We start from the raw sequence: 14469 nt of genomic DNA on the forward strand, positions 1-14469 counted from the left end.
GGGTTTAATCGGTCAGAGTTTAGTGATTCAGTGTTAGCGATGAGTTAGTGGTGTGCTGGTGATGCGTTAGTGTCGTGCAGAACGCATTCAATTGGCCTTGGACCAAGTTGACCATCGAGAAGATTTTTTGTGAAGATGTTTATGGCTATGATGTTCGAGGCTAAGATGCCCGATAATAGAATATTAGGAACTCAGATTTTGGAACCTATTGGTTTGGGAAACGTTTCGGGAAGAAATAAGATGTTGGGAAATCGTTTATCGGCATTATTCACTTTGGGCCTAGTGCTCATAGCGCCTCAGGTGCAAGCAGCGGTGACTTTGCAAGGCAAGCTAGAGCAAGGCGCATTAATGCGTGGTCAAGCGCCAGCGGGCACTCAGATTAGCTTAAATGGTGAAGCCATCAAGGTTACGCCCGACGGTCATTTTGCCTTTGGTTTTGATCGCGATGGCGAACTGAGTCAGCAATTAACCTTGGTTTATCCCGATGGTTTGACTGAGGTTAAGCCTTTAACTTTGGCCAAGCGTGAGTACAACATTCAAAGTGTGAAGGGCATTAGCTCGAAGATTATGAAGCCCGATCCCGTCGCGCAGGAAAGAGCAGCGAAAGATACGGCGCAGGTCAAAGCGGCGCGGGCAACATTTAGCGAGCAAACGGCCTTTTTACAGGAGTTTATTTGGCCTCTGACTGGGCGTATTTCCGGTGTTTACGGCAGCCAACGTATTTATAATGACGTACCCGGTAATCCGCACTTTGGTGTGGATGTGGCGGCGAAAACGGGCACTGTAGTGGTGGCGCCCGCCGATGGTGTGATCAGCCTGTCTGTGCCCGACATGTTTTATTCGGGCGGGACTATGGTGATCGATCATGGTTATGGCGTGAGTTCGAGCTTTTTGCACTTGAGTAAGCTGTACGTCAATGCGGGTGAAGTGGTTAAGCAAGGTCAAGCCGTGGCAGAGGTGGGTTCGACAGGCCGTGCTAATGGCCCGCATTTAGATTGGCGAGTAAACTGGTATCAAATGCGCCTCGATCCCACGACCATAGTGCCACCCATGGCAACTGTGCTGGCGAATGAGAAAGCCAACAAAGCGGCTAAAAAGGGCTAGATTCGATATACAGTTCTTGCACACTAACATGGCGCAATGATGCGCCATTTTTTATGATTATTATCGTTAGCACTCAGTGAGTTGGATTGTTCTAGACTCGTTTCAACTGTCCGCTTGCAGATAATGAGTTTCAACCGATTAGCTTAAAAAAATTACTTCAACAATGGATGATCGACGGGTAGCTGGCGGGTGATCCACAAAATCAGTTTGTGCTTCATGTTTGGCCCATCTTCTTTATCTTTGGCCAGTGGCTGGATTAAGTTGTCGGTGACCAATAAACGGTAAATACATTCCACTTTGTCTTTGGGCGAGATGCCCTTGTCGAAGTCCGCATATCCGCGCTTTTTGGCATATCCAACACCTATTTCCATGGCGAACTTCAATATTTGCGCTTCGTTCTTGTGTGGCTTCATTGGCGATCCTCTGTTTGCACATCGAATCCATCAAGTGGACTCGATAATGTGTGCCTGATGGCATCTGCGAGTTATACGTCCTAAGTTACGCTAAATATGCTGTTTTCTAGATTTAATTTTGGCAATTTTTGACAAAACCACCAAAAAACGGGCCTAAAAATAATCTGAACACTGAGTCTGATTAAATAGTCATCAACTCAGGTCATCACTTAGGCATTATCTTCGATTTTGACTTAGTTTTTAATTCAGATTTTAACTCAGGTATTCGCTAAGGCGAGTGCGGCAAGTGCCAATGGAAATCTAAGCTCAGTGTTTTCTTCTTTCTGATTTTAAGCCCGCCTAAAATATTCCCGCTACGTTTGCTCGCTGGCGATCACCGCTTTTATGCCATGGGGATGCACTTTAATGCACACATCATCGCGTTTAAAGGCGATAGTCGGATTGGCTAAACGCTCTTTATCTCCTTTGGGCGAGCTCATCTTAATTTTTATCCCAGCAAGGGATGCTAAGCCTTGTGAACTCAAGTCTGGTGATCTTGACTGAACGGGCTCAGCAGCCTGTTCAGATGGCAGTAAAGCGCTGAGTTTTGGACACAGGGCGAGCAAATCTTGGCTCAGGGTATCGCACTCTGTCGCTTTTGAATCAATGACTAGTTCTATGTGTTCCCAGCCTTCCTGCGGATAGACTTTGTCGCTGGGGTAGGGAAGTTCAACACAGGCAATGCTGAATTGACCGAGCGTGAGTGGGGTATCCAGTTCGATAATCAGAATCGTACGGCCATTGATAATATTGTCTGAAATGATCTTACCGACGCAGGCAAAGGCATCGCGCAGGGCATCGGCACTGGCGATGGAATTAACGCGCAGCGCGACATGATCGCAAACCAGTGCTTTATCCGCTAAACCTAAGGTTTCAAGCAAGGCTAAAATCTGTGCTTCGAAGGCGGGCCAGCTTTGGGTTAATAGCTCATAACTGATGCTTGTGCTCTGCGGCGCGGCAGCTTCATTGGATGATGACATAAAGACTCCAAGTTATTTATTATTGCCGTCAGTTTTTATCCCTTACACAAATAACGGGGATAATACAGCTAACGATATGATGTAAATGGCTAAATGCTAAATAAAAACGCCCATTAAGCTGGGCGTGTTTGATATCGTGCAATTATCTATTTGGCGTGTTGCCATCGGGAAGTTGGCTAAAGTTACGGCCAAATCTCAATCGGCGTTCCTTCATCGACAACTTTCCACACTTCATCCATTTCGGCGTTGGTTATGGCGATACAGCCGTCGGTCCAGTTGTATTGCTGGGCTTGTTCTGGCGGCAGCGGCGACTTAGGGTTCTGACCGTGGATCATGATCATGCCACCGGGTCTAATGCCTAAAGCTTTGGCTCTGAGTTTATCTTCTTCGTTGGGATATGAAATATGGATCGATTTATAATAGGCACTGTCGGGCTTTTTATAATCTAAGGTATAACGCCCCTGTGGTGTGCGTTGATCGCCTTCCTTTAATTTGTGTCCTGCGGGCAAGTCACCCATGGCAATGCGATATTGTTTGAGTATTTTGCCATCGCGCAATAAAGCCATACTGGATTCGGATTTTGTGATCACCACAAGATCCACTTTACCCATGCCAGAGGCATGTAATACGGGTGAAACGAGTGCCGCGATAGTCACAGTGAGGGTGGTCAATGTGGAAAGTAGGGTGGCGCGCATGAAGTCCTCGAAAATTAACACTAGTTGTTGGCTTTTTTCGGCATCATACCGCAATTTTATCTGGCTGTGAGTAGATAATTTTGAGCTGAGTGCAATTGCATGGCAGACTCGTGGGATATTTATGGTGTAATCCGAGTGTTACTTAGTTTGTTGCAAGGAAGTCAAAGTTTGTATGTCTGAAAATATCGAATCCGAAAGTCCATTAAAACGTCAATTACGTACCATTATTTTTGGCACTGATACCCCCGCTGGCCGCTATTTTGATATCGCCTTAATGGTGTGCATTGTGCTGAGTGTCGGTTTGGTGTTCCTCGATACGGTGGAAATGTTCCATCGTGAATATGGGCAGATTATTCGCGTCTTGGAATGGGTCTTTACTGTCATCTTTACCATTGAATATGGTCTACGTTTGTACTGTGCGACTCATCCTGTGTTATATGCCCGCAGTTTTTATGGCGTCGTCGATTTATTATCGGTATTGCCAAGTTATCTGGCGTTGCTGATCCCTGGCGCCAACTTTACCTTAGTCATCCGGATACTGAGGTTATTTAGGATTTTCCGCGTACTCAAATTACTGCGTTATTTGAGTGAAGGAAATGTGCTGCTTAGGGCGATGATGCAGTCGAGCCGTAAGGTATTTTTGTTTTTCTTCTCGGTCAGTTTGATCGTTATGGTGCTCAGTGCGGTAATGTATGTGGTTGAAGGGCCTGATAATGGCTTTAGTTCAATTCCAAAATCTGTCTACTGGACGATTGTAACGATTACCACTGTCGGTTATGGCGACATCACCCCGAAAACGGGATTAGGACAGGCGATTGCGGCTTTTACTATGCTGATTGGTTACTCAATTATCGCGATCCCTACGGGGATTTTAACTGCGGAAATTTCCCAAGAAGTAGGGCGTCATCGAGATTTACGCTCGTGCAATCAATGCCATAAAACCGGTCACGATCTTGATGCCATGTACTGTAGCCGCTGCGGATGCGAGTTAGATAGCCTAGATGCCCCCGTTGAAAAAGGCGCTTAGTCATAGCGTTGGCTGACACTTATTATTTTTTGCAGGTAAAACACACGTATGACGCAAGCCAAGTTTGTTGAAGGCCCCATATTACGCCACATCTTAGTGATGAGTTCGACCGCCGCGGTGGGGATTTCTGCCTTATTTGTGGTGGATTTACTGGATATCTTTTTCCTGAGTTTATTAGGGGAGCATGAGCTTGCTGCGGCTGTGGGGTATGCGGGCAGTATCTCCTTTTTCACTACGTCCATTGGGATAGGCCTATCAATTGCATTAGGCGCCTTAGTGTCTCGCTCGATTGGTGCAAAAGATGTGGTGCTGGCAAAGCGGTTATTGCTCAATAGCGCAGTGGTGACAACGCTGATTAGCGTGCTGGTGGCCGCCGTGGTCACTACTTTCATCCCTGAGTTGGTTGCCTTAGTGGGCGCAAGTGGCCATACGGCTGAGCTCGCTGCCAGCTACTTGTATATCTTAGTGCCTTCCTTGCCCTTTATTTGTCTTGCGATGGCGCTCGGCGGGGCTTTGCGCGCCGTGGGTGATGCTAAGTTATCCATGATGTCGACCTTAGCGGGCGGCGGCGTTAATGCTGTACTCGACCCGATTTTTATCTTCCTGTTCGCCATGGGGATTGAAGGCGCGGCATTGGCATCAGTCTTAGCGCGGGTGGCGGTATTTTTAATTGCTGGCCGCGGCGTTGTAGTTAAGCATAAGTTGTTAGGTCATTTCGATAAGGCGCATTTTATCGCCGATCTAAAACCCATCTTTGCCATAGCGGGACCCGCGATGTTAACCAATGTGGCGACGCCTATCGGTAATGCCTTTGTGACCCGAGCCATTGCCGATTTCGGTGACGCTTACGTGGCGGGCTGGGCGGTATTAGGGCGTTTAATCCCTGTGACCTTTGGGATGATCTTTGCGCTCTCGGGCGCGATTGGCCCTATTGTTGGGCAAAACTTCGGTGCGGGGCAGTTTGACCGAGTGCGCGAGAGTTTAACCCGCGCCATCCAGTTTTGTACTGTGTATGTGTTGGTGATGTCTCTGTTGCTGTTTGTGCTTAAGTCGCATTTGGTCAATGTGTTTGATATGAAGGGTGACAGCGCCGATCTTATCCACTTCTTCTGCAGTTATATCGCGGTATTCTTTATCTTTTCGGGGATTTTATTTGTGGCGAATGCGTCCTTTAATAACCTCGGTAAGGCTAAATATTCCACCCTGTTTAACGTCGGTAAAGCCACCTTAGGCACAGTGCCTTTTGTGTATTTTGGTGCACTCTGGGGCGGAGTTTACGGCGTATTGATTGGGCAAATATTAGGGTCTATTTTGTTTGGTACCTTAGGTGTGTGGGTTGCTTATCGTTTAGTGGATAAAGTGGCGGCGCAGGCACAGTTTTCCGCGATGGCGAATGTCGGTGGCATCAATGCCGCTCCCCGCAATGTTGCGCTGACTGAGGAAGAAGAAATCGCTAACTGTGTGGCGGAGAACTTGCCGAGCGCGACTAATCCGCTTTCATCCTCCTGCGTGCAGATGGCGCAATTAACCGAGGAGCAAGAGAGTGAGTCGGTATTGCCGATAACGTATTTGGAAGAAGGTAAAAAGCCGAACTGACTTTAGAGGCTATGTGGTTTGCCAAAGCCGGCTAGCAGCGCGAACTTAGGAACACAGAAAAACAAAATGCCACAAGATTGCTTGTGGCATTTTTGTTTGAAGCGGCGTCTGCAGTTAATCTAGTCGGGTTAACAATGCACAACAATACGCCGCTAGAAAGCGTTATTCTGCGGTACGCTTATTCTTCAGTACTGCTTATTCTTCAATGCTTGGCGCGTCTTGTTGGCCTTCGACTTGTTCAGTCGTGGCTTCTACTGCCGCCATTTTTGCGCGATCGGCCTTAGAGATGTAACCTGATTTCGCTGGTGAGCCGATAGTCACGGGATCGACTTTATTCAGTCTGGCCTTAGCGCGCTTAGCTATTTTCTTGATGATCTTTTGTTTCTTGTTCATGACGTCTCTAATTTCGTTTCGCACCCGCTATGCGCAGGAATATGAGGCCAAGGGCTCAATTGAGGGCGGATTCTAACTCAATCTGAGCTAACTGACTATGTTTTGCTGAATTGTTTTACTGAAAACTGTCGAAAAGAACCGCAACTTTTTGGCGGTCAATTTTGCAATAGCGCGTTTTCACGGGAGTTTGACTCAATGGGCAGTACAGGGATGAGTGCAATCGATGTCGAGTATTTTGCGCTACCTGCTGTCAGTAGGCGTTAAAAGCCATTATATTGCCCCGCATTATTAGTTCAATAAACTGACGCTAATGTCATTTTTATTGCTCATGTACAATCTGAGGATAAGCTGTGTTACTCACTAAAATCACTTTTTTCGAGCGTTTTGAACACGATATCTTAAGTGGCACGAAAACCATTACCCTGCGCGATGAAGCCGAATCCCATGTGATAGCGGGGCAAATTCTGCCTGTGTCCACCTTCGAAACTGACCGCTGGTTTTGTGATATCCAGATTATCGATGTCACGCCAGTAAAGTTAACTGAGCTTACCGAGGTGCATGCTAAACAAGAGAATATGACTCTGCCACAGTTACGCGATGTGATTGCAGAGATTTATCCCGGCCTTGAGCAATTGTTTATGATCCGCTTCAGGATTTTGTCGCAGTAATCTGTCACAGTAAAATGTGCAGTGAGACATTCTCGCTCAATTCTAAATAAAAAAGGCTGCGCTGCAGCCTTTTTGTTTATTGTTTTAATGTCACTTGCTTCAAAAGCATATTCAGTTGTTGAAGCTTGCTACACTGTCCAAGGTAGTAGCTTTTGAGCTACGCGGTCGGCTTGGCCTAAACGAATGGCGGCACGATGGCGCATTCGATACAAGGCTTGGTAGCACAAGGGTACTAAGTACAAGCTAGTCAAAGTCGAGAACGACAAGCCACCAATAATGGCGATTGCCATGGGCGAATACGGCGGGCCGCCGCCACCGATTTGGGTTTCACCCATCGCCAGTGGCACTAAGCCCAACACTGTGGTGCCCACTGTCATCAATACTGGGCGCAAACGCGTGATACACACATCTCGAATGGTGGCGGACAATTTGTCGAGATCCGGCGTCATCTGGTTAATTTGATCCACCAGAACGATGCCGTTATTCACCACAATTCCCATTAAAATCAAGATGCCTATCATGGCCATCACAGAAATAGGCGTGCCCGTGATGAACAGCGCCCAGAATACACCTGTGATAGAAAATAGGATTGAAGTGATAATCGCCGTCGGTAATAACAGAGACTCAAACAGCGCCGCCATCACGATGTAAATCATCGCGACAGCCAATAGCATATTGGTTGCCATCACATTCTGATCTTCATCTTGACGCTCGAATCCACCGCGTAATGAATAGTCGTAACCATTAGGGAAATGGATATTTTCCATCACTTGCTTGATCTTAGTTTGCGCTTCTTCCGTGGTGAGGTTTTCTAAGTTAGCGCCAATCGACAAAGAGGTTTGGCGATTAAAGTGCTTGATCGTATCGAAGCGAGGTTGGATTTCAATCTTCGCTAAGTTATCTAAGGTGTACACCCTTTGGTCGATGCGCACTATCGGTAACTGCTTGAGTTTTTCGAGCGACTTTTGCCACTCTTTCTCATAGGCCATTTCGATGCGCAGTTCGCCATTAGGATCGTGACGGAACGATCGCAGCGGTGAACCGCGCAGTGCCATAGAGATACTCGAAGCGATTTCATTGAGTTTTAAATCTAACCGCGCCGCCATTTGCCTATCGATGCGGATAACCACTTCCTGTTGCGCACCGTTAAGCTCAGAGCGAACATCTTGCATTCCTTTGATATTTTGCAGTAAAGGGATTACTTGTTCGCTTAAGTTAATCAGCTCAGAGGTTGAGCGACCTGTGAGCGTCACGCGCACACCAGAGTTGTCATTACCCCAACCAAATTGCGGTTTGGCGATCGAATACTTAGGGAAGCCGCTGCGGATTTTCTTTTTCAACTCATCCAGTGGCATAGGCAAGTCTTTCTTCAGCAATATCACTGATGAACCATCGTCGGATGAGTAGTAGCTGTAGACAGAATCAATATGAAATTCCTCTTTATTTTTATAAAGATACTCTTCCATTTGATTGACCATAGCTTCAGTCACATTGAGATTATGGCGACCTTCCACTTGATAGTTGATGTAAATCCGCTCCTTGCTCTGGCTGTCTTCTTGATCCTGTTTGACCATAGACAGCGGCAGGGCGGTGGACGCGAGAATGGCCACCGCAATAAAGCCTGAACGCCAAGGCCTCAGCAATACCCAGTTAAGCGTATTGTTGTAGAAGTGCTGTAACTTACCGGCATCCTTCTCGGGCGCGATGTCAAAGTGGAACTTAGTCAACATCAAAGGGATCAAGGTTTTCGCAACCAGTAGCGATGCCGCAAGCGAGATACAAATCGCGATGGCAACATGCTCGAGGAAAATTGTCAGCTCCACTTTCACGCCAAAAATATTGGGTAAAAATACGATGGCAGTGGTCATAGTGCCCGCCAATACGGCGAGGGACACTTTATCGACCCCAGTCATCACTGACTCTTCATTATCCTTGGGTGATTTGCCTTGTTTCTCCTGCAGCACGCTCTCGGTCACCACCACAGCGTTATCAATTAACATACCAATGGCGAGCAAGAGTCCCATCATAGACAGGATATTCAAGCTGTAACCGAGTAAATACATGGCGGCGAGCGTCATACCGATGGAAATCGGCACAGACGACACGACCACTAAGGTCATTTTCAGATTACGCAGGAACAAGTACAGCACCACAAAGGACAGCAGGGCGCCGATTAAACCCGAAAACAGTAAGTCCATCAGGGATGATTTTACCCCAGAGGCTTGATCTTCCATGATAAACAGCCGAATACCTTGGAATTGTTGATCTTGCTTCGCTAGTTCGATGACTTTTAGTACGCGTTCAGACACTTCGACTAAGTTAGCGCCTGATTCCTTAAACACATCTAAACCGACAGCATAGTGCTGATCTAAATGGCGACCTTCGATACGCTCTGGCAAGGCAAACTGCACATCTGCAATATCGCCTAAGGTCAATCCTGGGATCAGCACCAGTGCTTTGATATCTTCAAGGTTTCTAAACTCACCCTTCGGCGACACTTGGTAAACGATGTTACTGGCCCTGAGTGTGCCAGCGCTAATCACAAAGTTTTCTCTGCCGAGGCGGGCTTGCAAGTCGGTGGCTGAAAATCCACTGGCGGCAAGACGGTCGGCATTGATACGCACTTCAATCTGCTTTTGTTCAACGCCGTACAGGCTGACCTTAGAGACACCTTCAACACGTTCAAGCGGACGTTTAAGCTGTTTATCGAGTAAATCGAATGCGCCTGACAGCTCGCGGTCGCTCGATATACGTATCGTGAGCACAGGCATGTCGGCGGTGGAGAATTGGCGGATAAAGACTCGCTCAACATCCTTTGGCAATAAATGCCGCACCGCATCGATTTTTTCCCGCGCTTCTAGGCTCTTAGTCGCAACGTTCTCGCCCCACTTCATGTTGATTTCGATTTCAGAACCTTCTTGGGAAGATTCTGATTCGAGCTCATCAATCCCACCCATAGTGGCGAGGGATTCCTCCAGCACTTTGGTGATATCGCGCTCTACTTCAGCGGGGGTTGAGCCCTTGTAGGGCACTTGCACCACAATCTGCGGAATATCGATACCGGGGAACATTTCCAGCGGTAACAAACGACTCGAGGCGAGACCAAATAGCAAGATAGCAAAGAAGAACATGCTGGTGGTCACGGGACGCTTAATGGCTAAACGGGTGAGGTTCATGGGCGAGCCTCCTCAACGTCATGCGCGATATCTGTGGCTGCAACGTCATACACTTTACGGTCGAACAGGGCGTAGAGCACTGGCAGCACAATTAAGGTCAGTAAAGTGGATAAACTCAGACCAAAGATCACTGTAATCGCCATAGGTGCACGCACCTCTGAACCATCGCCTAACCCCAGCGCCATCGGCAATAAGCCTAAGGTGGTGGTGAGCGTTGTCATCATAATGGGGCGTAGGCGCGATTTAGCGGCGGCGCGAATAGCATCGAGTTTTTCAACACCTTCACTACGCAGTTGGTTGATGCGATCCACAAGCACAATCGCGTTGTTCACTACGATACCCGCCAACATGATAAGGCCGATAAACACCACCACACTCAAATGGGTTTGGGTGATATACAGACCCAGCACGCTACCCGCCAATGCCATAGGCACGGCAAAGAGGATAAGCAAGGGATGTAGCAGTGACTCAAACTGACTCGCCATCACTAAATACACTAAGAAAATCGCTAAGATAAGGGCAATTTTGAGTGACTGGAATGAGTGCTCCATTTCTTCATTTTGACCACCAAAGCGGGCTTGTACCGATGCCGGTAGCACCTGTTGCGACAGTATTTGCTGCGCCTGTGCCACCGCATCGCTTAAGTCACCGTAGGCGAGGTTAGCCGACACCAGTGCCACACGTTGCTGGCTGATACGGTTAATCGCCGAGGGGCCTAATTGTAATGACACTTCGGCAACCGCACTTAAAGCAATAGGTTGGTTGCTGTTCGGGTTGATGATTAAGGCATCGATATCGCTGATTTGATCGCGCTCGGCGAGTTCACTGCGCACCAAAATATCAATCTTACGATCACGTACCGTGTATTGGCTGGCAATAGTACCGCCAACGCGCTGGGCAATACGGTTCGCAACCGTTGGTGCATCCATTCCGAGCGCTGCTAACCTTGCATGATCGAAACGGATACTCAGCTCAGGTTGACCATCACGCAGACTGGTATTCACGTCAGCAAAACGATCTGATGCGGATAATGCTTTGACTAGACTATCGGCACTGCGCTTGAGCAAGTTCAAATCGTAACCTGTGAGCTCAATCTCGAGTGGCGTTTTAAAGCTGAATAACTCAGGTTGCTCAATTTTTGCTTCAAGTTCAGGAATGCGGCGCGCGGTATCACGCAGCACTTGAGTGATCGCGTTATAGGCACTGTGATCAGTCAGTACCACTTGTAAACGGCCCCAGTTTTCACCACCGCGGGCAGTATCTGAAGTCATCAAACCACCGCTACCGGCTTGGCTATAGGCATGTTTGACTTCGGGTCTGTCCTTGATAGACAACGCGAGTTGTTGCAAAACCTTGTCGGTTTCACTCACCGCCGTACCTGGTGGCAGTAGGATTTCTACATAAAACTCGCCCTGATTCATTGGCGGAATAAGCTCCATACCTAGGCGAGGTAACAGGCTAATACATGCGCCCGTTATCGCAATGGTGAGCAGTAGCGTGGTCATTTGTTGACGCAGCGCCGAGGCCAGCAGCTTGTGATAAACCTTCTCGATACTGTGATAGACAAAGTTAAATCCTGAACTCAAAGGACGCATGATTAGACCGATGAGCCACGAGAAGAAGCGGCCTAAAATCAGCACTAAGGTCAACAATGCACTTGGTAAGTAACTAAACATTAATAGAATAGGGAAGGAGAACACAGTCGCGCTATAGTGTTTAAACTTACCCATTTTAGTGGTGGGTTTATCCTTAGGTGTGGTTTTTATCAGTGCGGGTAAGGTTTTAAAGCCTTCGCGCGATGCCAGCATAGGGATAGAGGTTAAGGCGACTAATAGCGAGGCTAACAGGGCAAAGGTGACCGTCAGCGCTTGGTCAGAGAACAGAGCGCCGGCAATCCCATCGACAAATACTAAGGGCACAAACACCGCAAGGGTCGTCAGTGTGGAGGCGAAAATCGCGCCTGCTACTTCTTTAGTTCCAGTGACTGCGGCGTCTAACTTACTCATGCCTTCGCTGCGACAGCGGTCAATGTTCTCTAATACCACAATGGCGTTATCGACTAATAGACCAATGGCCAGCGCGATACCGCCTAATGACATGATATTTAAGCTAATATCGGCAAAATACATCATGTTAAAGGTGGCGATGACCGAGAAGGGAATCGAGATGGAAATAATCAGCGTTGGGATGATGTTACGCAGGAACAGGTAAATCACCAGCATAGATAATAAACTACCCATCAGCGCCGAAGACGTGACTTCACTGACCGCACTTTCGATAAACTCGGATTGATCGTAAATCACTTCGAGTTTGTTTTGCTTAGGATCTTGATTGATTTTGACAAGCTCATCGCGCAGTTTTTTGGCGACGGCGACAGTGTTAGCATCACCTTCTTTATAAATCGCCAGTTCAATCGATTCTTGGCTACCGATACGGGTGATATCGCTGCGCTCTTTATAGGCATCCGTAATCGTAGCGACTTCGAATAAACGTACTAAGGTTTGCTCGTCGCGATAGACGATCACTTGGCCAAGTTCATCCAATGAATTGAATTGATTAAGTGTCCGCACTAAGTATTCGCGATCACCTTGGATCACTTTACCGGCAGAGAGGTTGATGTTTTCCTCATTAATACGACGTTTAATGTCGTCGGCATTGAGATTAAGTTGCGATAGTTTTTCTTGATTGAGCTGAATGTGTACTTCTTGCTCTAAACCACCGGATAAACGCACGGCGGCGACCCCAGAAAGCGCTTCTAAGCGACGCTTAAGCTCTTCTTCTGCGTAGGTGCGCATTTGCTTAAGATCGGCTTCTGAGGCATTGGGCACAGACAACGCGAGACGCATGATTGGGTCAAGGTTAGGGTTAAAACGCAGTAATAATGGCTTTTTAACGTCCAAAGGCAAGGCGATAGTGTCGAGTTTTTCGCGCACATCTAAACTCGCCATGTCCATTGTGGTGCCCCATTCAAACTCGAGCACTACATCTGACATGCCTGAGCGCGAAATAGAGCTGATTTTACGTAAGCCTTTGACCACGCCAACGGCTTCTTCAATCGGTTTAGAGACGAGCTGTTCAACTTCTACTGGCGCCGCACCGTCATACATAGTGCGAATGGTTAATGTGGGATAGCTTAAGTCTGGCAGTAACTTCACCGCTAAGCGGGAAAATCCCACCATACCGAATAAAATCACCGCCAGCATGAACATCCACACCGTGACTGGCCGTTTAACGGAAGTGCTGATAATTGACATGAAAGGCTCCTATCAGTTCTTAGCGGAAGCAAGATCGAGTGGGGTGATCACTTCGACTAAGGATTGGTCTTTCAAGTTTTGCTGGCCACGGGTCACGACTTGTTCACCTGGGTTAATGCCTGCAATCACTTCTACAGAGTCACCTTCACGGTAGCCAATTTCGACTTCACGGCGGTTAGCATTAGTGCCATCGATAACATACAGAGCTTGCCTGTTATCTTGGTTAATCAGGGCGCTATAGGGAACGGTAATCACGTTTTCATGGGTGTCATACTTAAGCTCAACACGGGTAAACATCCCTGCTTTTAGGCGCGCCTCTTGATTCGGTACGGCTAATGTCACTTTGAACGTGCCACTTTGTGGGTCAACAATCGGGCTTATCCGCAGCACTTTGGCATGGATAGCATTTTTACTTTGTTGATTGCTGAACACTTGTGCTTCTTGGCCGAGTCTTAAGCTGGCAAGTTGTTGCTCTGGCAGATGGACTATACCGTGGAGTTCATCTTGATTAACGATATAAAACAAATCGCCAAATTCCTTCGCCATGTTGCCTGCTTTCACATAACGTTTAGCGACGACACCGCTAATAGGGGACAGTACGCGGCTTTCTTTGACTTGTAGCTCGGCAAGATCTTTCTTGGCGATGGCGGCTTGCAAGTTATATTCAAGTTTGGCCATCGAATCTGCGCTGATAAATTCTTTGTTGCCCATTTTCTTCAGACGATTCAATTCCTGCTCAATGATTTTAACTTCGGCTTCTGAGCGGTCTAAATCGTATTGCTGTCTTTTGGCATCGATAACGGCGAGCACTTGACCCTTCTGCACGCGGTCACCTTCTTCAACGGCTAGTGATTCAATGAGTCCAGAAATGCGGCTGACGACATTGGCTTCTTGAGGCGCTTCTAAGGTGGCTGTTGTGCTGTAGAAAGATGAAACGTTTCCTTGCATCACTGTGGTGGTTTCGACGGGAATGGCATATTTTTCTTCTTTTTTAGCCACTTCTTCCTTACCACAGGCTGCTAGCATTGAAATCATTAGCAGGGGTAGGGCGAATTTAGCAATGTTTGACTTTTCCATAAGTGTGTTACCTGTTGTCTTTATTGTGATGCCATTTGATAGCAGAA

Annotated in this window: 11 protein-coding genes; 4 read left to right on the top strand and 7 right to left on the bottom strand. The window is 47.5% G+C overall.

The features are described from left to right. Positions 1 to 240: 240 nt before the first annotated feature. A complete protein-coding gene (locus DYH48_RS07625) occupies positions 241 to 1104 on the top strand; it encodes a M23 family metallopeptidase (protein WP_115334441.1) in 864 nt (287 codons plus the stop codon). A gap of 152 nt (positions 1105 to 1256) precedes the next feature. On the opposite strand, the gene DYH48_RS07630 is transcribed toward DYH48_RS07625, so the two are convergent. The 3 genes from DYH48_RS07630 to DYH48_RS07640 all read right to left on the bottom strand — a co-directional run bounded on the left by DYH48_RS07630 (position 1257) and on the right by DYH48_RS07640 (position 3231). After that, the gene (locus DYH48_RS07630; protein ID WP_115334442.1) at positions 1257 to 1517 is read right to left on the bottom strand and encodes a DUF5062 family protein; all 261 of its coding nucleotides are present in this window, start codon (positions 1515 to 1517) and stop codon (positions 1257 to 1259) included. 353 nt (positions 1518 to 1870) lie between these two features. Next, positions 1871 to 2536 (bottom strand): VOC family protein, encoded by a 666-nt coding sequence (locus tag DYH48_RS07635; protein ID WP_115334443.1) that lies wholly within the window; start codon positions 2534 to 2536, stop codon positions 1871 to 1873. Between the two features lie 182 nt (positions 2537 to 2718). Beyond that, complete coding sequence (locus DYH48_RS07640; protein WP_115334444.1) at positions 2719 to 3231, bottom strand: L,D-transpeptidase family protein; 513 nt, start codon at positions 3229 to 3231, stop codon at positions 2719 to 2721. Positions 3232 to 3403: 172 nt separating this feature from the next. Here DYH48_RS07640 and DYH48_RS07645 point away from each other — a divergent pair, with 172 nt between their 5' ends. Together DYH48_RS07645 and DYH48_RS07650 are read left to right on the top strand one after the other, a co-directional pair. After that, positions 3404 to 4258 carry an ion transporter gene (locus tag DYH48_RS07645; RefSeq protein ID WP_011847031.1) on the top strand — a complete coding sequence of 285 codons (855 nt, stop codon included), beginning with the start codon at positions 3404 to 3406 and terminating at the stop codon, positions 4256 to 4258. Positions 4259 to 4306: 48 nt separating this feature from the next. Beyond that, positions 4307 to 5854, top strand: a complete 1548-nt coding sequence (locus tag DYH48_RS07650) for an MATE family efflux transporter (RefSeq protein WP_115334445.1) — start codon at positions 4307 to 4309, stop codon at positions 5852 to 5854. 195 nt (positions 5855 to 6049) lie between these two features. Here the strand turns inward: DYH48_RS07650 and DYH48_RS07655 are convergent, their stop codons facing one another. Then, positions 6050 to 6247, bottom strand: coding sequence for a DUF2986 domain-containing protein (locus DYH48_RS07655; protein ID WP_006081988.1), 198 nt, complete (start codon positions 6245 to 6247; stop codon positions 6050 to 6052). Between the two features lie 350 nt (positions 6248 to 6597). Here DYH48_RS07655 and yqfB point away from each other — a divergent pair, with 350 nt between their 5' ends. Next, positions 6598 to 6915 carry a N(4)-acetylcytidine aminohydrolase gene (yqfB, locus tag DYH48_RS07660; protein ID WP_115334446.1) on the top strand — a complete coding sequence of 106 codons (318 nt, stop codon included), beginning with the start codon at positions 6598 to 6600 and terminating at the stop codon, positions 6913 to 6915. Between the two features lie 128 nt (positions 6916 to 7043). Here yqfB and DYH48_RS07665 read toward each other — a convergent pair whose 3' ends face one another. The 3 genes from DYH48_RS07665 to DYH48_RS07675 are packed head-to-tail and all read right to left on the bottom strand — an operon-like array spanning position 7044 to position 14422. Continuing rightward, positions 7044 to 10091, bottom strand: a complete 3048-nt coding sequence (locus DYH48_RS07665; protein WP_115334447.1) for an efflux RND transporter permease subunit — start codon at positions 10089 to 10091, stop codon at positions 7044 to 7046. Continuing rightward, positions 10088 to 13345 carry an efflux RND transporter permease subunit gene (locus DYH48_RS07670; protein WP_115334448.1) on the bottom strand — a complete coding sequence of 1086 codons (3258 nt, stop codon included), beginning with the start codon at positions 13343 to 13345 and terminating at the stop codon, positions 10088 to 10090. Before DYH48_RS07670 ends, DYH48_RS07665 begins: the two co-directional genes overlap by 4 nt. 12 nt (positions 13346 to 13357) lie before the next feature. Then, positions 13358 to 14422, bottom strand: a complete 1065-nt coding sequence (locus tag DYH48_RS07675) for an efflux RND transporter periplasmic adaptor subunit (RefSeq protein ID WP_115334449.1) — start codon at positions 14420 to 14422, stop codon at positions 13358 to 13360. Positions 14423 to 14469 lie beyond the last annotated feature (47 nt).

Origin of the sequence: Shewanella baltica, from assembly GCF_900456975.1 — a bacterium.
In the GTDB taxonomy this organism is placed as follows: domain Bacteria; phylum Pseudomonadota; class Gammaproteobacteria; order Enterobacterales; family Shewanellaceae; genus Shewanella; species Shewanella baltica.

What these genes read in the sequence shown, in the direction of transcription:
- DYH48_RS07635 (WP_115334443.1), bottom strand. Translation starts at nt 2,536, where the DNA reads ATGTCATCATCCAATGAAGCTGCCGCGCCGCAGAGCACAAGCATCAGT.
- DYH48_RS07655 (WP_006081988.1), bottom strand. Translation starts at nt 6,247, where the DNA reads ATGAACAAGAAACAAAAGATCATCAAGAAAATAGCTAAGCGCGCTAAG.
- DYH48_RS07625 (WP_115334441.1), top strand. Translation starts at nt 241, where the DNA reads ATGTTGGGAAATCGTTTATCGGCATTATTCACTTTGGGCCTAGTGCTC.
- DYH48_RS07670 (WP_115334448.1), bottom strand. Translation starts at nt 13,345, where the DNA reads ATGTCAATTATCAGCACTTCCGTTAAACGGCCAGTCACGGTGTGGATG.
- DYH48_RS07675 (WP_115334449.1), bottom strand. Translation starts at nt 14,422, where the DNA reads ATGGAAAAGTCAAACATTGCTAAATTCGCCCTACCCCTGCTAATGATT.
- DYH48_RS07665 (WP_115334447.1), bottom strand. Translation starts at nt 10,091, where the DNA reads ATGAACCTCACCCGTTTAGCCATTAAGCGTCCCGTGACCACCAGCATG.
- DYH48_RS07630 (WP_115334442.1), bottom strand. Translation starts at nt 1,517, where the DNA reads ATGAAGCCACACAAGAACGAAGCGCAAATATTGAAGTTCGCCATGGAA.
- DYH48_RS07650 (WP_115334445.1), top strand. Translation starts at nt 4,307, where the DNA reads ATGACGCAAGCCAAGTTTGTTGAAGGCCCCATATTACGCCACATCTTA.
- DYH48_RS07640 (WP_115334444.1), bottom strand. Translation starts at nt 3,231, where the DNA reads ATGCGCGCCACCCTACTTTCCACATTGACCACCCTCACTGTGACTATC.
- DYH48_RS07645 (WP_011847031.1), top strand. Translation starts at nt 3,404, where the DNA reads ATGTCTGAAAATATCGAATCCGAAAGTCCATTAAAACGTCAATTACGT.